This is a genomic window from Sphingomonas sp. 22R3R2A-7, assembly GCF_036856055.1.
Taxonomy (GTDB): domain Bacteria; phylum Pseudomonadota; class Alphaproteobacteria; order Sphingomonadales; family Sphingomonadaceae; genus Sphingomonas.
On record NZ_JASPFR010000001.1, the window covers coordinates 2,524,976 to 2,547,246 of the forward strand.

Annotated in this window: 12 protein-coding genes and 3 pseudogenes; 8 read left to right on the top strand and 7 right to left on the bottom strand. The window is 67.2% G+C overall.

The features are described from left to right. Positions 1-44 precede the first annotated feature (44 nt). The 3 genes and pseudogenes from QP165_RS12045 (at position 45) to QP165_RS12055 (ending at position 3,473) form a co-directional block, all read left to right on the top strand. A complete protein-coding gene (locus QP165_RS12045) occupies positions 45-2,207 on the top strand; it encodes a glutamate synthase-related protein (RefSeq protein ID WP_333995837.1) in 2,163 nt (720 codons plus the stop codon). Positions 2,208-2,451: 244 nt separating this feature from the next. Beyond that, positions 2,452-3,127 (top strand): annotated as a pseudogene (locus tag QP165_RS12050) (glutathione S-transferase family protein). Continuing rightward, positions 3,114-3,473 (top strand): tRNA-binding protein, encoded by a 360-nt coding sequence (locus tag QP165_RS12055; protein WP_333995838.1) that lies wholly within the window; start codon positions 3,114-3,116, stop codon positions 3,471-3,473. Before QP165_RS12050 ends, QP165_RS12055 begins: the two are co-directional and overlap by 14 nt. Positions 3,474-3,493: 20 nt before the next feature. Here QP165_RS12055 and pepN read toward each other — a convergent pair whose 3' ends face one another. Continuing rightward, positions 3,494-6,109 (bottom strand): aminopeptidase N, encoded by a 2,616-nt coding sequence (gene pepN, locus QP165_RS12060; RefSeq protein ID WP_333995839.1) that lies wholly within the window; start codon positions 6,107-6,109, stop codon positions 3,494-3,496. Positions 6,110-6,227: 118 nt separating this feature from the next. Between pepN and QP165_RS12065 the strand changes: the two genes are divergently transcribed. Further along, positions 6,228-7,958, top strand: a complete 1,731-nt coding sequence (locus QP165_RS12065; protein ID WP_333995840.1) for a M28 family metallopeptidase — start codon at positions 6,228-6,230, stop codon at positions 7,956-7,958. Beyond that, on the top strand, positions 7,955-8,794 hold the full coding sequence (locus tag QP165_RS12070) for an NAD(P)-dependent oxidoreductase (RefSeq protein WP_333995841.1): 840 nt from the start codon (positions 7,955-7,957) through the stop codon (positions 8,792-8,794). The genes QP165_RS12065 and QP165_RS12070 overlap by 4 nt, the downstream gene beginning before the upstream one ends. Here QP165_RS12070 and QP165_RS12075 read toward each other — a convergent pair. The 3 genes and pseudogenes from QP165_RS12075 to QP165_RS12085 form a co-directional block, all read right to left on the bottom strand. Beyond that, complete coding sequence (locus tag QP165_RS12075) at positions 8,704-9,639, bottom strand: DMT family transporter (protein ID WP_056021977.1); 936 nt, start codon at positions 9,637-9,639, stop codon at positions 8,704-8,706. The two genes, QP165_RS12070 and QP165_RS12075, sit on opposite strands and share 91 nt — an antisense overlap. An 11-nt stretch (positions 9,640-9,650) precedes the next feature. Then, a complete protein-coding gene (locus QP165_RS12080) occupies positions 9,651-10,652 on the bottom strand; it encodes a threonine aldolase family protein (RefSeq protein ID WP_333995842.1) in 1,002 nt (333 codons plus the stop codon). 180 nt (positions 10,653-10,832) lie between these two features. Further along, positions 10,833-13,018 (bottom strand): annotated as a pseudogene (locus QP165_RS12085) (transglycosylase domain-containing protein). Between the two features lie 173 nt (positions 13,019-13,191). Here QP165_RS12085 and QP165_RS12090 point away from each other — a divergent pair. Beyond that, positions 13,192-13,779, top strand: coding sequence for an NADPH-dependent FMN reductase (locus tag QP165_RS12090; protein ID WP_056019577.1), 588 nt, complete (start codon positions 13,192-13,194; stop codon positions 13,777-13,779). A gap of 67 nt (positions 13,780-13,846) precedes the next feature. Here the strand turns inward: QP165_RS12090 and QP165_RS12095 are convergent, their stop codons facing one another. The 3 genes from QP165_RS12095 to QP165_RS12105 are packed head-to-tail and all read right to left on the bottom strand — an operon-like array spanning position 13,847 to position 19,770. Further along, the gene (locus tag QP165_RS12095) at positions 13,847-15,349 is read right to left on the bottom strand and encodes an efflux transporter outer membrane subunit (RefSeq protein ID WP_333995843.1); all 1,503 of its coding nucleotides are present in this window, start codon (positions 15,347-15,349) and stop codon (positions 13,847-13,849) included. 20 nt (positions 15,350-15,369) lie between these two features. Then, entirely contained in the window at positions 15,370-18,540 is a 3,171-nt protein-coding gene (locus QP165_RS12100; protein ID WP_056019583.1) for an efflux RND transporter permease subunit, read from the bottom strand. Positions 18,541-18,546: 6 nt separating this feature from the next. Then, the gene (locus tag QP165_RS12105) at positions 18,547-19,770 is read right to left on the bottom strand and encodes an efflux RND transporter periplasmic adaptor subunit (RefSeq protein WP_333995844.1); all 1,224 of its coding nucleotides are present in this window, start codon (positions 19,768-19,770) and stop codon (positions 18,547-18,549) included. 142 nt (positions 19,771-19,912) lie between these two features. Between QP165_RS12105 and QP165_RS12110 the strand changes: the two genes are divergently transcribed. Continuing rightward, positions 19,913-20,488 carry a TetR/AcrR family transcriptional regulator gene (locus tag QP165_RS12110; protein WP_327196480.1) on the top strand — a complete coding sequence of 192 codons (576 nt, stop codon included), beginning with the start codon at positions 19,913-19,915 and terminating at the stop codon, positions 20,486-20,488. Positions 20,489-20,611: 123 nt separating this feature from the next. Further along, positions 20,612-22,143: pseudogene (locus QP165_RS12115) on the top strand (glucan biosynthesis protein). Positions 22,144-22,271 lie beyond the last annotated feature (128 nt).

Sequence of the window (22,271 nt, forward strand, 5' to 3'; positions counted from 1 at the left end):
CGGCGAGGGCTACAAGTCGCTCCACGTCAACGCGACCGACCGCCATGAAGCCGCGTTCGATCTCGGGCGTCGCGACGCTGCCGATCGGCGGCTTCTATCGCCAGCGCCACACCGGCGAGACGCACGCCTATTCGGCGCAGCTGATGCATCTGCTCCAGACCGCGGTCGCGACCGACAGCTACACCAGCTACCTGCAATTCTCGCGCGGCGTGTCCGACCTGCCGCCGGTGTATTTGCGCGATCTGCTCCAGTTCAACTTCCCCGCGGAAGGCGTTCCGGTCGACCAGGTCGAGGCGATCACCGAGATCCGCAAGCGCTTCGTGACGCCGGGCATGTCGCTCGGCGCGCTCTCCCCCGAGGCGCACGAGACGCTCGCGATCGCGATGAACCGGATCGGCGCGAAGGCGGTGTCGGGCGAGGGCGGCGAGGACAAGGCGCGCTTCGCACCCTACGCCAACGGCGACAACGCCAACTCGACGATCAAGCAGATCGCAAGCGGGCGGTTCGGCGTGACCGCGGAATATCTCAACGCGTGCGAGGAGATCGAGGTCAAGGTCGCACAGGGCGCCAAGCCCGGCGAAGGCGGCCAGCTGCCCGGCTTCAAGGTGACCGAGTTCATCGCCAAGCTGCGCCATGCGACGCCCGGCGTGACGCTGATCTCGCCGCCGCCGCATCACGACATTTACTCGATCGAGGATCTGGCGCAGCTCATCTATGACTTGAAGCAGATCAATCCGCGTGCGCGCGTTTGTGTGAAGCTCGTCTCGTCGGCGGGGATCGGCACGGTCGCGGCGGGCGTCGCGAAGGCGCATGCCGACGTGATCCTGATCGCGGGGCATGTCGGCGGCACCGGCGCTTCCCCACAGACCTCGATCAAGTACGCGGGCACGCCGTGGGAGATGGGGCTGTCCGAGGTTAACCAGGTGCTGACGCTCAACGGCCTTCGCGGTCGCGTGCGGCTGCGGACCGATGGGGGCTTGAAGACCGGTCGCGACATCGTGATCGCGGCGATTCTCGGGGCCGAGGAATATGGCATCGGGACGCTGAGCCTCGTCGCGATGGGCTGCATCATGGTCCGCCAGTGCCATTCGAACACGTGTCCGGTCGGCATCTGCACGCAGAACGACGCGCTGCGGCAGAAGTTCGTCGGCACGCCCGAGAAGGTCATCAACCTGATGACCTTCATCGCCGAGGAAGTCCGCGACATCCTCGCGCGGCTCGGCGTGAAGAGCCTCGACGACGTGATCGGCCGCACCGAACTGTTGCGGCAGGTCAGCCGCGGCGCGGAGCATCTCGACGATCTCGATCTCAATCCGATCCTGGCGAAGGTCGATGCCGACGACTCGCAGCGCCGGTTCAGCCTGTCTACGTTCCGCAACGAAGTGCCCGACAGCCTCGATGCGCAGATCATCAAGGATGCCGCCGCGGTGTTCTCGCGCGGCGAGAAGATGCAGCTGACCTATTCGGTGCGCAACACGCACCGCGCGGTCGGGACTCGGTTGTCGAGCGAGATCACGCGGAAGTTCGGGATGTCGACGCTCGCCGACGACCACGTCACGATCCGTCTGCGGGGAGTGCCGGCCAGTCGCTCGGCGCGTTCCTGTGCAAGGGGATCACGCTCGAGGTGTTCGGCGATCTCGAACGACTATGTCGGCAAGGGGCTGTCGGGCGGCACGATCATCGTCCGGCCCGCGGTGAGTTCGCCGCTGGCGAGCCAGGACAACACGATCATCGGCAACACCGTGCTGTACGGCGCGACCAGCGGCCGGCTGTTCGCGGCGGGGCAGGCGGGCGAGCGGTTCGCGGTGCGCAACTCGGGCGCGAACGTCGTCGTCGAGGGCTGCGGCGCGAACGGATGCGAATACATGACCGGCGGCATCGCGGTGGTGCTGGGCAAGGTCGGCGCGAACTTCGGCGCGGGGATGACCGGCGGGATGGCGTTCATCTACGACCCCGAGGGCGTGTTCGAAAAGCGCGCGAACCCCGAGAACATCACCTGGGACCGCGTGAAGGCGCTGCACTGGGCGGACATACTGCTCGACCTCGTGCGCGACCATGCCGATACCACCGACAGCAAATGGTCGAAGGGCCTGCTCGAGGACTGGGATCGCGTGGCGCCGCATTTCTGGCAGGTGGTACCGAAGGAAATGCTGACGCGGCTGAGCCATCCGCTCGACGACAGCGCGGAGCTGGTGGCGGCCGAGTAAGCTCGTCTCCAGTGCACCACCCCGGCGAAGGCCGGGGGAGTGGGAGGGTTCACGCGAAGACGCGGAGACGCGGCGTTAGAACCTCCTCTGCTTCCCTTTTCCCGTGATCGGTTATGAAAAAGCTTCGCGCGCTGCGAACGGACCACCTCCGCGCCTCCGCGCCTCCGCGTGAACCAAAATCTTCTTACTCGCCGCCCAACCCGCGCTAGTGACACACCCGCCCCATGCCGCCTAAACGGAGGGTATGTGGCAGCTTTATCAATTCCCCTTGTGTCCCTTCTCGCGAAAGGTGCGTCTGCTGCTGGGTGAGAAGGGCGTCGGCTACGAGCTGGTCCGCGAATCGCCATGGGAACGGCGCGACGAGTTCATGGACATGAACCCCGCCGGCCAGACCCCGGTGATGGTCGACGCGTCGCGCGGCGTCGCGCCGCTGATCGATCTCGATGGCGATCTGCGAATTCTTCGAGGAAACCGTCGAGAAGTCGGCGATGATCAACGGCACCGCGACCAACCGTGCGGAGATCCGCCGGCTGGTGACGTGGTTCGACACGCATTTCTACCGCGACGTGACGGGGCCGTTGCTCCACGAACGCATGGTCAAGCGCCTCGCGCACCGGGCGGCACCCGACGCGAAGGGGCTGCGCGAAGCGATGAAGGCGGCGGTCGGCCATCTCGATTATACCGATTACCTGCTCGACCATCGCAACTGGCTGGGCGGCGCGACGATGAGTCTCGTCGATCTGGCGGCGGCGGCGCAGATCTCGGTGACCGACTATCTTGGCGGGATCGACTGGAAGGGCCATGAGCAGACCGCACGCTGGTATCGCGGATTGAAGAGCCGCCCGAGCTTCCGTCCCTTGCTCAGCGAGCGGATGGAGCTCATCGCGCCGCCCGCACATTATGACAATGTCGACTTCTGAGATGCCGGTCCCCGCGATCACGTTCGACGACTTTGCCAAGGTCGATATCCGCGTCGGCACCATCGTGTCGGCCGAGCCGTTTCCGCAGGCGCGCAAGCCCGCGTTCAAGCTGACGATCGATTTCGGCGACGAGATCGGTACGAAGCGGTCGTCCGCGCAGATCACCGAGCATTATACGCCGGAGACACTCGTCGGGCGTCAGGTCGCAGCGGTCGTCAACTTTCCGCCACGGCAGATCGGCCCGATGATGTCGGAGGTGCTGACGCTGGGATTTCCCGATACGGAGGGCAAGGTCGTACTCGTCCAGCCGTCCGGGACGGTCCCGAACGGCGGCCGGCTGTTCTGACGCCGCCCGGACGTCGGGACCTATTCCTCCAGACTTTTCGATGCCTGCTCGAACACGTCTTTCGACAGGCCTGGCGTTTTCAGGATCCGCTCGAGCTCGGCCCGCATCAGCGCGGCGCGCGCCGTGTCGAACCGGCGCCACCGACCGAGCGGGGGCAGCAGCTTCGCCGCGGTCTGCGGATTGAGCCGGTCGAGCGCGATCAGCTGCTCTGCGAGGAAACGATAGCCGCTGCCGTTCGCTGCATGGAACGCACGTTGATTGGCAGCGAACGCGCCGACCAGCGAGCGGGCGCGATTGGGATTGGCGAGACTGAAATCGGGATGACCGGCAAGGCTCTCGACGATGGCGCCGGCATCGTCGCGTGACGACAGCGCCTGCGTCTGGAACCATTTGTCGAGCACGAGGGGATTCGTGCGGTAGCGCGCGTAGAAGAGGTCGAGCGCGCGCCGCCGATGGTCGGACGCGACGTTGACCAGCGTCGCCAGCGCACCCTGTCGGTCGGTCATGTTGTCGGCGGTCTCGAACTGCGCAAAGGCGAGATCGGCCGCGTCCGTCGCGCCGCTTGCGGCGATATAGCCGAGCGACACCGTCCGCAGCCGACGCTGCCCCTTCGCGACGGGGGTGTAGACGAACGAGCCGGATGCAGCCGATGCGTACGCCGCGCGCCACTGTGGCTCCAACGACCGGCCGAGGTCGCGGCGAAGCGCATCGCGCGCGCGGAAGATCGCCTCGGGGTCGACCACCGCCATCTGGTCGCCGATATACGCTTCGGACGGGAGCATGACCGCCTCCGCGACGAAGGCGGGATCGAGCGCGGGATCCGCGAGCGTCTTGGCGACCGCCGCGATCACGCCGGCATGATCGACCTGGCCGGGCGTCGTCGCATTGGCGACGAGCGTGTCGAGCATGAGCTGCTGCATCGCCTCGTAGCGCGCGAACGGGTCGTCGTCATGCGCGCTGAGGAAGGCGAGGTCCGCCGGGGATCGATCGCTATCGACGATCGCAGGCGCCGAGAAGCCGCGGTTGATCGACAGGATCGGACGCTCGCGGACATTCTCGAAGATCACCTGATCGCTGGCCGTCTCGAGCATGACGAGGCGTTCGTCCGCCAGCGGCGCGCCGGTGTCCGCGCCGAACAGTCTGACCAGGAGCGGCAGGACCATCGGCTGCTTGTCAGGCTGTCCCGGCGTCGCTGGGATATGCTGCGTCAAGGTCAGCGTCGCACGGGCAGCGGCGGCATCATGCGCGAGCCGCGCGGTCACGCGCGGCGTACCCGCCTGCGAATACCACAGGCGGAACTGCGCGAGATCGACACCGCTCGCCGCTTCCATGCTCGCGACGAAATCCTCGCACGTCGCGGCCGTCCCGTCGAACCGGTCGAAGAACAGGTCGGTGCCGGCGCGGAAGTCCCGCGGACCGAGGATCGATGCGATCATCCGGATCAGCTCGGCGCCCTTGTTGTAGATCGTCGCAGTGTAGAAGTTCGAAATCTCCTGATAGGTTTCGGGGCGCACCGGATGCGCGAGCGGTCCGGCATCCTCGGGGAACTGCGCCGCACGCAGGCCCCGGACGTCCTCGATCCGCTTGACCGCACGGCTCCCCTGATCGGCGGAGAACCCCTGGTCGCGGTAGACCGTGAAGCCTTCCTTCAGCGACAGCTGGAACCAGTCGCGGCAGGTGATGCGGTTGCCCGACCAGTTGTGGAAATATTCATGCGCGACGACCGCGGCGATCGCGTCATAGTCGTAATCTGTCGCGGTATCCGGGTCGGCCAGGATGTAGCGCGAGTTGAAGATGTTGAGACCCTTGTTCTCCATCGCGCCGAAATTGAAGTCGTCGACCGCGACGATGTTGAACACATCGAGGTCATATTCGCGGCCATAGGTCGTTTCGTCCCACGCCATCGCGAGCTCGAGCGCCTTCAACGCATGATCGGTCTTGGGCAGATCGGCCTTGCGCACCCAGATGCCGAGCGCGACGTCGCGCCCCGACATGGTCGTGAAGCGCCCCGAATTCACCGTCAGATCGCCTGCGACGAGCGCGAACAGATAGGAAGGCTTGGGGAAGGGGTCGTTCCATTCCGCCCAATGCCGGCCGTCGTCGAGATCGCCGTGCGCAACCGGGTCGCCATTCGCCAGCAGCACGGGAAACCGCGTCTTGTCGGCGGTCATGCGCACCGAATAGCGGCTGAGGACGTCGGGACGATCCGGGAAATAGGTAATCCGGCGAAAGCCCTCCGCCTCGCACTGCGTGCACAGGATGCCGCCCGAGGCATAAAGCCCCATCAGCTGCGTATTGCGATCGGGGGCGATCTCGACCTGCGTCTCGACGACATGCGCGTCGCCCGACAACGGGATCACGAGCTGTTCGCCCTCGAATCGCCAGTCATTGACCGCGACGCCGTCGACCGTGATCGACAGCGGCCGCTGCCCGGCGCCATCGAGCCGGAGCGGATCGCGATGATCGCCGTTGCGCGTGACGGACAGCGTCGCGGTCACGCGCGTCGCGACCGGATCGAGGGCGAAATCGAGCCTGGTCGTCGGTACCAGCCACGCCGGTGCCTGATAATCCGCCCGACGGATGGAGACCGGGGCCGCGATGTCGGGCTGGGCGAGACTGTGTTGGATATCGAGCATAGCAGATGAATATAGGCACAGTCGCGGGCTCCGCCAGCCAAAGCTTGCGGGCCGAGCTTGCACGGCGCCATCGGCGTGCTACCCGGCTGCAACACGTTCGTCTTGCGAGGATTTCGGCATGTATCGGTTCATCGGCGCGCTTTCGTTGCTCGCAGCTTCCACGGCCATGTCGACTGCGACGCTGGCGCAGACGCCCACCCCGAAACCGGCAGCGACGACGACGACCATCCCGGCCAAGCCCGACCCGGCAATTCTCAACGCAAGGCTCGCTGCGCCGCTGCCCGCGGATCAGGCCGCGATGAAGGCGCATGTCCTGTTCCTGGCCTCCGACGCGATGAAGGGGCGTGAGGCGGGCAGCCCCGAATTCGACATCGCCGCACAGTATGTCGCCGCGCAATTCTATGCCGCGGGGCTGCGTCCGGGGGGCGACGATGCGGGCTATCTGCAGCGCGTACCCTTGGTCAGCTACAAGGCAGCGGGGAAGGGCAGCTTCGCCTGGGCGCCGCGGTCGGGGGCGGCCGTGCCGCTCGTCTTTGCGGAGGATTACGTCCCTGCCGCCAACGGCGCGAAAGCGGACACCGCGGTGAGCGCGCCGATCGTCTTCGTCGGCTACGGGATCGATGCACCGCAGTACAAGCAGACCGATTATGCCGGCGTCGACGTTCGCGGCAAGATCGTCGCCTATTTCGGCGGTGCTCCCGCGCGGTTCAGCGGCGAGGAGCGCGCGTTTTTCGGGTCGGGCGGGACCAAGGCGCGGATCGCGGAGAGCAAGGGCGCGATCGGCGTGATCACGCTCGAAAATCCGCGCACGGCCAAGGCGCGGCCATTCGCGCGGTCTGCGCAATATTACGACATGGCGCGGATGACCTGGGCGAATCCCGACGGCACCGGCAAGGTCGACGCACCGGGTGCGCCGTCGCTCGGCACGCTGAGCGTGATCGGCGCGGCCAAGCTCTTCGGTCCGTCATGGAAGACGATCGCCAAGCAGGCGAAGTCGGATAACGCGAAGTTCCGATCCGCGCCGTTGACCGGCACGCTGACCGTCGCGACCAAGACGAGCTTCGCGCCTGCTGCCAGCAGCAACGTCGTCGGCATCATCCCGGGGACGGATCCGGTGCTCGGCAAGGAAGTCGTCGTCCTGTCCGCGCATCTCGATCACATCGGCATCACGCGCCCCGCGAATGGCGCAAAGGAGGGCGATGCGCTCAACAATGGCGCGCTGGACAATGCGATCGGGATCGCCAGCCTGATCGAGGAGGCCAAGCGCTTCACGAGCAGCGGCCAGGCATCGAAGCGCACCGTGATGTTCCTGGCCGTCACGGGCGAGGAAAAGGGGCTGGTCGGCAGCGACTATTTCACCAACCACCCGACCGTGCCGCTCACCGACATCGTCGCGGACGTGAATCTCGACATGCCGATCCTCACCTACAAGTTCGAGGATATGGTCGTGTTCGGTGCCGAGCGCTCGACGCTGGGGCCGATCGTCCAGAAGGCGGTCGCGGCGATCGGTGTCGGGCTGTCGCCCGACCCGATGCCCGAGGAAGGGATCTTCGTCCGCTCCGATCATTTCCGGTTCGTCCAGAAGGGCATTCCGGCGGTGTTCCTGTGGCCTGGGCAGAAGGGGCCGGGCAAGGCCGCGGTCTCCTATTTCATGGCGAACAATTACCACAAGCCGTCGGACGATCTGTCGCAGCCGATCCTGTGGGACCAGGGCGTCCGGTTCGTCGATGCGAACTATCGGATCGCGCGTGAGATCGCCGACGGCGCCCAGCGTCCGGTGTGGAACGCGGGCGATTATTTCGGGACACTCTACAAGGGGCGGATGAGCCCGGGCGCCGTCGCGAAATGAGCCGCCTGCTCGTCTTCGGGCTGGGATATACCGCATCGCTGGTCGCCGAGCGTCTGACCGCCGATGGCTGGCATGTCGTCGGCACGACGCGGGACGGGCGCGACGGCACGATCCGCTTCGACGATAGCGACGCGGTCGCAGCCGAGATTGCCGCGGCGACGCATATCCTCTCGTCGGTCCCGCCCGAGCACGAAGTCGACCTAGTGCTCGTGCGGTACGGCCCGTTGCTGCTGCGGTCCCGGGCGTGGCTCGGTTACCTCTCGTCGACCGGCGTGTACGGCGATGCCGGCGGCGCGTGGGTGGACGAGACCGCCCCGATCGGCGGCGGCCGGCGCAGCGCACGCGCGGCGGCGGACGCGGACTGGCTCGCGATCGGCGCGCGGACGTTCCGATTGCCCGGCATCTATGGCCCCGGCCGATCGCCGCTCGACCGCGTGCGCGAGGGCAAGGCACACCGGATCGACTGTCCGGGCCAGGTGTTCAGCCGCGCGCATGTCGACGACATCGTCTCGGGGGTGATCGCCGGGATGGATGCGCCGGCGGGTGCATACAACATCGCCGACGATCTGCCCGCATCGCAGAACGACGTCGCCGCGTTCGCCGCGATGCTGCTCGGGCTGCCCGCCCCGCAGTTCGTCACGCTCGATGACCTGTCCGCGATGGGACGCGGGTTCTACCGCGAGAACCGCCGGGTCGCGAACGGCAAGGCGAAGCGCGTGCTCGGCTGGGCGCCGGTCTGGCCCGATTACCGTGCGGGCCTGCGCGCCCTCAACGCGGTCACGAGCCCGATCCCCGCGAGCACGGCGCCGGCAACGGCGAGCGTCGACCAGCGATAATGCTCGAAGATCGTCGATAGCAGCATCGCGATCACCGGCACGATGACGCCCGAATAGGCCGCCTTTGCCGGGCCGATCGCGCGGATGACGTTGAAATAGAGCGGGAAGGCGAGCGCCGAGGCGAACAGCCCGAGATACAGGATGCCGGCGATATACCCCGCGCGCATCTCGAATACCGGCGGGCCGGTCGTCGTCCAGGCAAACGCCGCGTCGAGCGCGGCACCGATCAGCATCGCCACCGCGAGCATCGATCCCATCGGATAGCGCTTCGCCGTCTGCGTCCCCTGCATCACGTTCGCGGTCGACGCGGACAGGATGGCGCACAGCGTGAAGCCGATCCCGATAAGCGCGGAGGTCGATCCGTGCGGATCGACGCGTGCCTCGTTGATGAAGAGCAGCGCAACGCCCGCCATCGCGATCGCCGAACCGGTGACGAGCTGACGTCCCAGCCGCTGGCCGAGGAAGATCCGCCCGAATATCGCGTTCGGCACCAGCAACAGCGCGAACACCACCGCGACCAGCCCCGACGTCACATAATGCTCGGCCCGGTAGACGAAGTTGAAGTTGCAGACGAACTGCGCGGTGCCGAGGATCGCCGCAAAGGCGAAGCCGCGCGCGTCGAGCCGGAGGCTTTCGCGGCGGACGGTGGCGTAGATCGCCATCGCGATCCCCGCGACGAGAAAGCGGTAGCAGACCGACCAGCTCGGCGGCACCACCGCGAGCTGATCGCGGATCACGAGCCAGGTCGAACCCCAGATCAGCGTGACGATGCCGAACGGGATGAGGATCGCCGCGCGGGTCGACTGCGGCGGGTCGGACGGCCCGCTGATGCCGGAGCCGGTCATGTCGGAGGCCGTCATAACGCCCGGATCGCGTCGGCGAGCAGCCCCACGGCATCCGCGGGGCTGTCCCAGGCGGTGACGAGACGGATCTCGCCCGCCGCCCAGTCGTAGAAGTCGAAGCCTTTCGCGCGCAGGGCGGCGGCCTCGTCCGGGGTCACGCGCAGGAACACCTCGTTCGCCTCGACCGGGTGGACCAGCCGGTCGCCCGCGGCCGCCGCGAGGCGTGCAGCGGCGTCGTTGGCGGCCTTGCCATTGGCGAGCCACAGATCGTCGTCGAGCATCGCCAGGATCTGCGCGGCAAGGTAGCGCCCCTTGGACAGCAGCAGCCCTGCGCGCTTGCGGCGGTAGTGCGTGACGGCCGCGAGGTCGGGGTTGAAGAAGACCAGCGCCTCCGCACTCATCGCGCCGTTCTTGACGAAGCCGAAGCTCAGCGCGTCGACGCCCGCGCGCCACGTCATGTCGGCGGGCGAGCACCCGGCATGGACCATCGCGTTGGCAAACCGCGCCCCGTCCATGTGGAAGCCGAGCCCGCGCTCCTTTGCCAGCGCGCCGATCGCGGCGACTTCGTGCGGCTGGTAGACGCGGCCATACTCGGTCGCGTTGGTGAGCGAGATGGCATGCGGCTGGACGCGGTGGACATCGTCGGGGATCGCATCGAGGACGATGCGGATCGTCTCGGGCGTCAGCTTCGCACCGATGCCGTCGGCGAGGAACAGCTTGGCACCATGCGTGTAGAATTCGGGCGCGCCGCCCTCATCGTTCTGGATGTGCGCGTCGCGGTGGCAGACGATGCCGCCATGCGGGGGGCAGAGTGCGGCCAGCGCGAGGCAGTTGGCCGCGGTGCCGGTCGGGACCCAGAGGACCGCGACCTCGGTTTCGAACAGCGCGGACAGGCGCCCGTCGAGCTGCTGGCTCCACGCGTCGCCCGCATAGGCGGTGTCGAGCGTGTCGGCAGCGCCGATCGCGGCCATGACGAGCGGATGGACCTGGGCGGCATTGTCGGAGAAAAATCGCATGGTGAGGACATGCTGCGATGCGGTGTTGGCGTCAACGGGGGCGTCAACGGGAGCGTCGACCGAGCCGTCCCCTTCTGCTTCGTCATCCTGGGCTCGACCCAGGATCCAGAGCCGCGGGCGGGGTCATTCGGGGCACTGGATCCTGACTTTCGTCAGGATGACGGCGGCGGCGGGAGGGGATCACTGCCCGCCGTCATACCCCGGCTCGTCCTCGGGCGGGCGGCGATCGTCGCGTGGTGGCGGCGGTCCCTCGTCCCGGTCGCGGCGCGACGGGCCGACCGAGATGGTCCCGTCCTCGCCCATCTTCAGGTTGAAGCCGAGCCCCTCGATCTCGCCGCCGAGCGGGAGCACCGCATTGTCGGGGTCGTCGGCCGGCAACGCATCGGGATCGACCTCCTCGACCGGTGGCAGCGGGGCGGCGACGGGCGCGATCCCCAGCGCCGACTGCATGAAATCGCGCCAGATCCGTGCCGGGATCCCGCCGCCCGACAGGCCGGGATTCGAGCTGTTGTCGTCATTGCCGACCCAGACTCCGACGACGAGGTCACGCGCAAAGCCGACGAACAGCGCGTCCTTGTTATCCGAGGTCGTGCCGGTCTTGCCAAACGCATCGACGGTCAGGTTCGCGCTGCGCCCCGTTCCTTCGCGGATCGAGGCGGCAAGGAGGTCGAGCATCTCGTCATGGATCGTCGCCGGAATTGCGGTCGAGCCACCGGTAAGCGACTGATACCATCCCTTTTCGCGGACATCCGCCAGCCCACGCGGCTGCACCGGATAGGTCTCGCGCGCGATCGCGGCATAGGCGGCCGTCAGCTCGAGCAGCGACACCGTCGACGTGCCAAGACCGATCGTCGCCTCGTTCGGGATCGGCGTCGAGATGCCGAGGTCGCGCGCGGCCTTGATCACCGCCTTTACGCCGACCTGCTGCGTCAGCCGTGCGGCGGCGACGTTGGACGAGCGCGCGAACGCCTGGCGGAGGGTGATCGTCCCCTGATAGCGGCCGTCGCTGTTCTTCGGCGTCCAGTCGCCGATCGTCACCGGCCGGTCCTCGATCGTCGAATCGGGAGTCAGGCCCGACCGCATCGCGGCGAGATAGACGAACAGCTTGAACGTCGACCCGGGCTGGCGCCGCGCCTGCGTCGCGCGATTGAACGGGCTCTTGCGGTAATTCTTGCCGCCGACCATCGCGACGACGCGGCCATCGGGGCGCATCGCCACGAGCGCGACCTGCGCCTGCCTGAGGCCGGCGCGTGCGACGCTACGCTCGGCGGCGCGCTGCAACCGGGGATCGAGCGTCGTCTTGACGGTCGTCTCGGTCTTGACCTCGCCCGCCTGGTCGCGCGCCTCGGGCAGGATCCAGTCGGCGAAATAGGTGCCGCTGGGGAGCTGCGCCGGCGGACTCGACAGAACGCGCTGCGGCCCGACGGCGTCGCCTTCGGATTTGGTCAGGAACCCCGCGGCGACCATGGCGCCGACCACGACCGCCTCACGCTTGCGCGCACCTTCGAGATTGGACGTGGGAGCAAGCCGCGACGGCGCCTTGACGAGCCCGGCAAGCATCGCGGCCTGCCCGATGTTGAGCGTGTCGGGCGTGCGACCGAAATAATGCTTCGACGCTGCGGCGATCCCATAGGTGTTGTCGCCGAAATAGACGTTGGACAGATAGCGCGACAGGATTTCATCCTTCGACAGCCAGGCCTCCAGCCAGACCGCGATCATCGCCTCGCGGATCTTGCGCGTTGCGGTCCGATCCGAATCGAGGAACGCATTCTTCGCAAGCTGTTGCGTGATCGTGCTGCCGCCCTGACGAACACCGCCCGATCCCATGTTCGCCCAGGCCGCGCGTGCGATGCCGCGGGGATCGATGCCCCAGTGCGAATAGAATCGCCGGTCCTCGATCGCGAGGAATGCCTGGATGACGTGCGGGGGAGCGTCGCGGCGTCGACCGGCTTGCCGATGATCGCGCCGCGCCGCGCGATCGGCGTGCCGTCGCTCGCCGTCAGCGTGATCGAGGGCGGCGTCGGGGGCTGGAGCGACTTTGACAGCGGCGCGGTGAAGGCGAGCCAGATGATCGCGATCACCAGCAGGATGATGCCGATCCCCGTCCCGCGGATGATCCAGCGGCCGATGCCGCCCCGCCGCCGTGGTCGCGCGACGGTGTAGCCCGTGTCGGCATCGGTATCGCCAAACGCCGCGGATCCTTCGCCGGCGCGTTCACGCTCGTAGCGCTCGCGCAGGCGTTCGCGCTCGGTGATCAGGCGTTCGCGTTCATAGGCATAGGGTTCGCGCTCGCCGCCTCCGCCGTGGCCGGAACGGTCTGTATCGAAGGGATCGGGGCGCATCGGGTCGTTCCAGCGGTCGGGCATCTGGTGTGTTATCGTTCTATTACAGTTCGGACAAGCCTGTGCGCATGCCTATCGTGTATGCAGGCTGAGCGACAGCGTCGCGGTATCGCCACGCGGGCACCGCGTCGATGGGCTGTTGTCATCGTGCCGCGAAACGGGGAAGAGCAGGCGAAACGATCGAACCGGGTGATAACGTGACCTCTTCCGAATCTCTCCCTCTCGTCGTCGGCATTGGCGGCACGATCGGCGGCGTGTCGTCGACCGAGCGCGCGTTGCGCATCGCGCTCGATGCGGTCGAGAAACAGGGCTATCGCACGCAGATGTTCGGCGGCGCGGACATGGCGCGGCTGCCGCTGTACGATCCAAAGGCAACGACGCGCACCGCCGACGAGCAGGCGTTCGTCGCCGCAGTCCGAGCCGCGTCGGCGGTGATCATCGCAAGCCCCGGCTATCATGGCAGCATTTCCGGCGTCGTGAAGAACGCGCTCGACCTGCTCGAGGAGACCGCGCGTGACCCGGAGCGGTCCTATCTGGCCGACATGCCCGTCGGGCTCATCGCGACCGCCTATGGCTGGCAGGCGACCGGGAGCACGATCGCGGCGCTGCGCTCGATCGTCCATGCACTGCGCGGCTGGCCGACGCCGTTCGCGGCCGCGATCAACACACAGGTCACCAAGTTCGACGACGAGGGCGGTGCCAGCGATCCCGCGGTGATCGAGCAGCTTCGTCTGGTCGGCCGTCAGGTCGCACGGTTCGCGCCGCTGTCCGAACCGGCCAACTGACCCCGCGCACGCCGAGACCGTCATCCCGGCACTCGGCGGGATGACGGTCTCGGCGGCGGTCTCGCTGCTATTTCAGCCCGCCACCCAGCGCGCGGTACAGCTCCACCGCGTTGGTATCGCGCACGAGCCGGGTCGCGAGAAGGCTCTGCTGCGCGGTGTACAGCGATCGCTGCGAATCGAGCGTGTTGAGAAACGGATCGATCCCGGCCCGGAAACGCAGTTGCGACAGGTTGAACGCACCCGCGGCATTGTCGCGCAGCGACGTCTGTGCAGACAGCTGCGCGTTGATGGTACCGCGTCGCGCGAGCGCGTCGGCGACTTCGCGGAAGCTGGTCTGGACCGTCCGCTCATAGGTTGCGAGCATCGCGTCACGCGACGCCTTGGCATATTGCAGGTTGCCCTTGTTGCGCCCGAAATCGAAGATCGGCTGCGTGATCGTCGGTGCGACCGACCAGCTCTCGCTGCCGTTGCCGAACAGGTTCGACAGGCCAAGGCTGAGCGTCCCGAGGCTCGCGGTCAGCGAGATGTTCGGGAAGAATGCCGCACGCGCGGCACCGATATTGGCGTTGGCCGCGACCAGCTGATGCTCCGCCGCAGCGACGTCGGGACGACGCAGCAACACCTGGGATGACAGGTTCGCGGGCAACGTCTCGAGCGTCGGCGTCGTCTCCGGCATCCGGGCGGGCAGCAGCTCCTGGGTCACGGTGGTACCCGCGAGCAGGTTCAGCGCGTTCTGGTCCTGCGCGATCAGCGTCGTCGCTTCGGCGATGTCCGAGCGAGCCTGATCATAGGTCGTCCGCGCCTGGCGCACCTCGAGTTCGGACGCGATGCCGACGCGGAACCGATCCTGGGTCAGCTTGAGCGTCTGGCCGAATGCACGCTCGGTATCCTGCGCAATCCTCAGACGGTCCTGGTCGGCGGCCATCGTCAGCCACGCGGTCGCGGTCTCGGCGACCAGCGTGACCTGTGCGGCGTTGCGGTTTTCCTCCGCGGCGAAATAGGCCTGTTGCTGGGCTTCGGTCAGGTTGCGGATGCGCCCGAACAGGTCGGCTTCCCAGGCAGAGATGCCGAGATTGGCCGAATAGATGTCGAAGCGACCACCGCCGGCAACTGCGCCCGCGCCCGCGCCACCGCCTGCACCGCCGCCTGCACCGCCACCCGCGCCACCGTCGGCACCGCCGCCGACCCCACCGCCGACTCCGCCGCCGATCGCGCCGAACGGTGACTTCTGGTACGTCGCGCTCCCCGTCGCGCCAAGCGTCGGGAAGAGATCGGCACGCTGGACGCGGTATTGCGCGCGGGCCTGCGCGACGTTGGCGACCGCGATACGCACGTCGCGGTTGTTGTCGAGCGCGAGCTGGATCACGCGACGCAGCCGGTCGTCGGTGAAGAAGGCCGACCAGGCGGTGTCGGCCGGAACGATCGCGCCGACGGGATCGCGCGTCGCGTAGGCGGGGCCGACAGGACCGGTCGGTGCGACCGGCAGGTCCGGGCGGACGTATTTCGGCGCGAGGTTGCACCCCGCCAGCGTGAGGCCGGCGGCAAAGGTCAGCGCGAGGCGCCGGGACATGAAGGACGATGGCATGGCGGTCAGGCCTCCTGCGGCCGCTGATCGTGCGGCGTGTCGCCGTCACGATGGTCGTTGGTAGCGTTCTTTGCCGGCTTGTCCTGTTTGAACAGGCGCTTCACCAGCAGGAAGAACAACGGCACGAAGAAGATGGCGAGGACGGTCGCGGACAGCATGCCGCCGACCACCGCCCAGCCGATCGCGTTCTGACCGCCGGCACCGGCACCACTCGACAGCGCGAGCGGCAGCACGCCGAAGATGAACGCGAACGACGTCATGAGGATCGGGCGCAGACGCAGCTTGGCCGCCTCGACCGCGGCATCGGCCGCGTTCATCCCGTCCGCCATCTTCTCTTCGGCGAATTCGACGATCAGGATCGCGTTCTTCGCCGCCACGCCGATCGTCGTGATCAGACCGACCTGGAGATAGATGTCGTTGTTCAGCCCTGCGATCATCGCTGCGAGCACCGCACCGAGGACGCCGAGCGGGACGACGAGAAGCACGGCGATCGGGATCGACCAGCTCTCGTAGAGCGCCGCAAGGCACAGGAACACGATCAGCAGCGACAGCGCATAGACATAGCCGGCCTGGCCACCCGACAATTGCTCCTCGTAGCTGAGCCCGGTCCATTCATAGCCGATGCCGGGCGGCAGTTTGGCAGCCATCTCCTCCATCGCCTTGATCGCGGTGCCGCTGCTGACGCCGGGTGCGGGCGACCCCATGATCTCGAACGAGGCGACGCCGTTATAGCGTTCGAGACGCGCCGGGCCGTAGGTCCAGTTGGTCGTCGCGAACGACGACAGCGGGGTCATCGCGTTGCTGGCGCCACGGACATAGAAGTTGCCGAGGTCCGCGGGCGAGGTGCGGAACGGCGCGTCGGCCTGGACGAACACCTTCTTCACGCGGCCACGGTCGATGAAGTCGTTGATGTACGACCCGCCGAACGCGGTGCTGACGGTGGTGTTGATGTCCGCCTGGCTGAGGCCGAGCGCGCCCGCCTGCGCCTGGTCGACGTTCAGCTTGAGCTGCGGTGCGTCTTCCAGCCCGTTCGGGCGAACCTGCATCAGCCGCTTGTCCTGGCTCGCCATGCCGAGCAGCATGTTGCGGGCCTCGAGCAGCTTGTCGTGGCCGACGCCGGCATTGTCCTTCAGCATGAAGTCGAAGCCGTTGGCGTTGCCCAGTTCCTGCACGGCGGGCGGCACGAAGCCGATCACCATGCCCGCACGGATCCCCGCGAGCGCCTGGTTGGCGCGCTGCGCGACGGCGGCGACGGTATTCGCGTCGCCTTCGCGATCCTCCCAGGGCTTGAGCTGGATGAAGGCGAGACCGACATTCTGGCCCTGGCCGACAAAGCCGAAGCCGCTGATCGTGAAGATGCCCGCGATATTGGCCTTCTCATCGACCAGGAAGTGATCGCGCAGCTTGTCCATCGTCCGCGCGGTCTCTTCCATCGTCGTGCCCGTGGGCATCGACACCTGCGCGAACATCAGCCCCTGATCCTCCTCGGGAAGGAAGCCCGAGGGCAGCCGCAGGAAGACGAACAGCATCCCGGCGACGATGACCGCATAGATGATCATCGTCCGCACCCAGCCCTTTTCGACGCGACGCAGGCCGTTGCCATATTTGGCGACGCCAGTGTCGAAGGTCCGGTTGAACCAGCCAAAAAAGCCCTTCTTGTCGCCGTGATCATGCTTGGTCGGCTTGAGGATGGTGGCGCAGAGTGCGGGCGTCAGGATCAACGCGACCAGCACCGAGAGCACCATCGACGAGACGATGGTGATCGAGAACTGGCGGAAGATCACGCCGGTCGAGCCGCTGAAGAACGCCATCGGCAGGAACACCGCGGACAGCACGAGGCCGATGCCGATCAGCGCGCCGCTGATCTCGTCCATCGACTTCTTGGCGGCTTCCTTGGGGGAGAGCCCCTCTTCCTGGATCAGGCGTTCGACATTCTCGACGACGACGATCGCGTCATCGACGAGCAGGCCGATCGCCAGCACCATGCCGAACAGCGTCAGCGTGTTGATCGTGAAGCCCGCGACCTGAAGCACGGCGAGCGAGCCGAGCAGCACGACCGGCACCGCGATCGTCGGGATCAGGGTCGCGCGGAAGTTCTGGAGGAAGAGGAACATCACAAGGAAGACGAGGACGATCGCCTCGATCAGCGTGTGGACCACCTGTTCGACCGACAGCCGCACGAACGTCGAATTGTCGACCGGATAGGCGATCTTGACGTCGGCCGGGAATTGCTTGGCGATCTTCTCGACCTCGGCCTTCACCAGCGTGACGGTGTCGAGCGCGTTGGCGCCCGGCGCCAGCTTCACGCCGAAGCCTGCCGCCTGCTTGCCGTTGTAGCGTGCCTGGAAGCTGTAGTTTTCCGAGCCCATTTCGACCCGCGCGACGTCGGCGAGGCGCACGGTGGCGCCGCCGGTGGCCGAGCGGATGATGATCTGGCGGAACTGGTCCGGGGTCTGCAGTCGCGACTGTGCGGTGACGGTCGCGTTGAGCGCCTGGCCCTTGACCGCGGGAAGGCTGCCGACCTGACCCGCCGAAACCTGCGCGTTCTGCGCGGTCAGTGCCGAGGTGATGTCGGTGACGGTGACGCCAAGGTTCGACATCTTGAACGGATCGACCCAGATCCGCATCGAATATTGCGCGCCGAACACCTGCGTGTCGCCGACGCCCTTGATCCGGCTGAGCGGATCCTGGAGTTTCGAGGCGATCAGATCGCCGAGATCGACCTGGTCATGGCTGCCATCCTGCGAATAGGCGGCGATGACGAGCAGGAAATTGGCGGTCGCCTTGGTCACGCGAAGCCCGGCCTGCTGCACTTCCTGCGGCAGGAGCGGGGTCGCCTGTTGCAGCTTGTTCTGCACCTGGACCTGCGCGATGTCCGCGTCGGTGCCCTGTTCGAAGGTTAGCGTGATCGCGAGATTGCCCGCGCCGTCGCTGGTCGAGGCGAAGTAGCGAAGGTTGTCGATCCCCTTCATCTGCTGCTCGATGATCTGCGTCGTCGTGTTCTCGAGTGTCTGCGCGTCGGCGCCCGGATAGGACGTCGCGACCGTCACCTTGGGGGCGGCGATCTCGGGGAACTGCGCGATCGGCAGCGACCGGATCGCGAGGACGCCGGCCATCATCAGGATGATCGCGATGACCCATGCGAAGATGGGTCTATCGATGAAATAGCGTGACATAAGCGGTTACTTCCCGGCCTGCGCGGCCGAATTGCCGTTCGTGTTGCCGCCTGCGGCCGCGTCCGAACCGGCGCCGCCCTTCGACGCGCCGCCCGCGGGGACGGTGACCTGCTGCGGCTTGCCGACCTTGACGGTGGTGCCCGGGCGCAGGTTCAGCAGCCCCTCGACGATCAGCTTGTCGCCGGGTTTCAGGCCGCTGGTGACGATCCACTTGTCGCCGATCACGCGGTCTGTCGTGACGGTCCGCTGCTCGACCTTGTTGTGCGCATTGACGACCATCGCGGTTGCGTTGCCGCGTGGATCGCGGGTGATGCCTTCCTGTGGCGCCATGATCGCCTGGGTGCGCACACCCTCGACCAGCTTGGCACGCACGTACATGCCCGGAAGCAGGATTCCGTTGGGATTGGGGAAGCTCGCGCGCAGCGTCACCGCGCCCGTGGCCGGATCGACCGTGACTTCGGCGAACTGGAGGCGCCCCTCGATCGGATAGGTCTGCCCGTTGGGAAGAAGCAGCTGGACGCGCGCGCTGCCATCGCCGCGGGTGACCCCGCCCGACGCCATCGCCGCCTTCAGGTCGAGCAACTGCGCCGCCGACTGTGTGACGTCGACATAGACGGTGTCGGTACGCTGGATCGTCGCGAGCGGATCGGTCTGGCCGGTCTGGACGAGGGCGCCGACGGTCACCAGCGAGCGGCCGATCCGACCCGAAATCGGCGCCTTGATCCGCGTGAAGTTCAGGTTGACGCGCGCGGCCTCGACCGAAGCGCGCTGCGCTGCAACATTGGCGCGAGCCTGTTGTGCGGAGGCGGTGGCGTTGTCCGCCTCCTGCTTGCTGACGGCGTTCAGCGTGACGAGCTCGCCGTATCGGCGGGCCTGCTGGCTGGTTGCGTTGATCTGCGACTGCGCGGCGCCGAGCTGGCCCTGCGCGGTGCCAAGCTGTGCGCGATAAGGCGCGTCCTCGATCTGGTAGAGCGTCTGACCGGCACGCACGAGCGCGCCTTCGGTGAACAACCGGCTGCGGATCACGCCGCTGACCTGCGGACGGACTTCCGACGTTTCGACGGCGGCAATACGGCCGGGAAGCTCGGTCGTGAGCGTCACCGAGTCCTGCGCGACCGTGACGACGCCCACGGTCGGCGTCGGCGGTGGCGGGGGCGCCGGCTCGCTGCATGCCATCACGAGGGCAAGCGCCCCGAGAGCTACCGAACCCTTGATGTCCAATCGACGCATATTCCGCTTTCCCATTCGCTCGCTCCCACCAACGGGTGCAACCGCACGCCGGAATGAACGTTCATTCCGCTTGCGTGGCCGCTATGATTGTGCGAACGCCGGGTCAAGCAAAAAAACCTTTTGGAGTGGCGTATTGGGTGCAGTGCAACATGAGAGCGCAGGGCAGAAACGGATCGTCGACGCAGCGCGGCACCTTTATGCCACCAAGGGCTTTCACCGGACATCGATGGCAGAACTCGCGGCGGCAGCGGATGTCAGCGTTGGCCTGATCTATCGCCTGTTCACCGACAAGAATGCGCTCATCAAGGCGCTCGTTCTCGAGGACTCCGAGGCCAAGGAGGCGGAGTTGCGTGCCTTGACCGACGACGTGACGTCGGGGCGGGTGACGATCGAGGCGGGGTTCGAACATCTTGCCCGACACGCGCTTGCCAAGGGGGACGAGGCGCTGTCGTTCGACATCATGGCGGAGGCGCACCGCAACAGCGACGTCGCTGATACGATCGCGACGCTGTGTCTCGGGTTCCGCTCGGTCGTTCGCGAGCTGGCGTGCGTCGCCAATCCGTTGCTGACGTCCGAGGCGCTGGACGGCGCGGAGGAGCTCGTGCTGGCGTTCATGTTCGGGCTTGGTCATCGCACGCTGTCGCGGCCGCGTCTGTCGGAAGTCGAGACCGCGAGGATCACCAGCCAGATGATCATCGCCGCCTTGAAGGCCCTGTAGGCGCACGCATCACCCCGTCTCGCCGCGCGATCGGCAGTGGGATCCACCGCGTTTCCAGACCGGTGGGTCCGAGCCACAGTCGGCGATGTTGCACTGCGGCGCGCGACGTTCGATAATGCCGGGATGAGCAAAACCAGCCGACGCGACATCATCCTGGCGCTTGGCGCCTTGGGCATCCCGCCCGGCGCAGCGCGAGCGCAGACCCGCACGCCGCGTCAGGCACAGCCGGGACGCGGCAAGGTCGAGCCCTTCTCCTGGGACTCGCTCAAGGCGCGCGCCGCGGCGCTCGCGAGCCAGCCCTATCGTGCGCCCGCGAAAGCCGCGGCGGCGGAGGCGATCGATTACGATGCGGTCGGATCGATCACCTACAAGCCTGACAGGACGTTGGCGGGGGGTATCCGGTTGTTCCCGCTCGGCCGTTACGCGCCGACGCCCGTTGCGATCCACATCGTCGAGGGCGGGCAGGCGCGCGCCGTCGATTTTACCCCCGACCTGTTCCAGGCGACCGCCGGCCACCATGCGGCGCTGGGGCTCGCCGGGTTCCGCGCGGTTTCACCGGACGGCAAGAGCGACTGGATGGCGTATATCGGCGCGTCCTATTTCCGCACCGCCGGTTCGCAGGATCAATATGGCCTGTCCGCACGCGGCATCGCGATCGACACCGGGATCGACGGCAAGGAGGAATTCCCCGCCTTCACCGCGTTCTGGATCGAGCCGAGCGGCGCGCAGGCCTATACGATCTATGCGCTGCTCGATGGGCCGAGCGTGACGGGCGCCTACCGGTTCCTCTGTCGTCACACGGCCGGGTCCGGCGCCGATGGCGGCGTGGTGCAGGACGTGTCGTCGACGATCACGCTGCGCAAGGATGTGGCGCGGCTCGGCATCGCGCCTGCGACGAGCATGTTCTGGTACGGCGAGGGCAACCGTGCAGCCGCGATCGACTGGCGACCCGAGATCCACGACTCGGACGGGCTCGCCATGGCGAGCGGGTCGGGGAGCGGATCTGGCGACCGCTCGACAATCCCGCCACCCCGACGCTCGACAGTTTCCAGGACAGCAATCCGCGTGGTTTCGGGCTGATCCAGCGCGACCGCGCGTTCGATCATTACCAGGACGACGGCGCATTCTACGACCGGCGCCCCAATTTGTGGGTCGAGCCCAAGGGCGACTGGGGCAAGGGCGCGGTGACGCTGTACGCGTTTCCGACCGCAAGCGAGACGGTCGACAACGTCGCGGCGTTCTGGGTGCCCGACGCGCCTGCCAAGGCGGGTCAGACGCTGACGTTCGACTATCGCCTGACCTGGGCGTCGCGCGACGCCTCCGTCGCGACGGCCGCGCATGTGGTGGATACGTGGCGCGGTGCCGCGGGTCGGCCCGGCTCGGCCCCCACCGCGGGCGCGCGCAAGCTGGTCGTCGATTTCGTCGGTACGACGCTGGCCGGGCTCGACCGGTCGAGCGGCGTGACCGCGCAGGTCGACGTCGGGCGTGGTCGCGTGCTGGCCAATGCCGCCTATCCCGTCGTCGGCCAGCCCAATCGCTGGCGCGTCACCGTCGATATCGAGCCCGAGCGGGGTGCGACCGCCGATGTCCGGCTGTATCTGAAGCGCGGCACCCTGTCGCTGAGCGAAACGCTGCTGACACAGATCGGGGCCTGAGATGCCCGACCCCGCCCCCGACGCCGCCCCTGACCCTGGCGCCCCTGACCCTGGCGCCCCTGACCCTGCCGCCCCGCCTGTCTCGTCGCGCGATGCGGCACGCCAATTGCCGCCCGATCTGCCGATCG

What these genes read in the sequence shown, in the direction of transcription:
- QP165_RS12045 (WP_333995837.1), top strand. Translation starts at nt 45, where the DNA reads ATGAAGCCGCGTTCGATCTCGGGCGTCGCGACGCTGCCGATCGGCGGC.
- QP165_RS12055 (WP_333995838.1), top strand. Translation starts at nt 3,114, where the DNA reads ATGTCGACTTCTGAGATGCCGGTCCCCGCGATCACGTTCGACGACTTT.
- pepN (WP_333995839.1), bottom strand. Translation starts at nt 6,109, where the DNA reads ATGCTCGATATCCAACACAGTCTCGCCCAGCCCGACATCGCGGCCCCG.
- QP165_RS12065 (WP_333995840.1), top strand. Translation starts at nt 6,228, where the DNA reads ATGTATCGGTTCATCGGCGCGCTTTCGTTGCTCGCAGCTTCCACGGCC.
- QP165_RS12070 (WP_333995841.1), top strand. Translation starts at nt 7,955, where the DNA reads ATGAGCCGCCTGCTCGTCTTCGGGCTGGGATATACCGCATCGCTGGTC.
- QP165_RS12075 (WP_056021977.1), bottom strand. Translation starts at nt 9,639, where the DNA reads ATGACCGGCTCCGGCATCAGCGGGCCGTCCGACCCGCCGCAGTCGACC.
- QP165_RS12080 (WP_333995842.1), bottom strand. Translation starts at nt 10,652, where the DNA reads ATGCGATTTTTCTCCGACAATGCCGCCCAGGTCCATCCGCTCGTCATG.
- QP165_RS12095 (WP_333995843.1), bottom strand. Translation starts at nt 15,349, where the DNA reads ATGTCCCGGCGCCTCGCGCTGACCTTTGCCGCCGGCCTCACGCTGGCG.
- QP165_RS12100 (WP_056019583.1), bottom strand. Translation starts at nt 18,540, where the DNA reads ATGTCACGCTATTTCATCGATAGACCCATCTTCGCATGGGTCATCGCG.
- QP165_RS12105 (WP_333995844.1), bottom strand. Translation starts at nt 19,770, where the DNA reads ATGCGTCGATTGGACATCAAGGGTTCGGTAGCTCTCGGGGCGCTTGCC.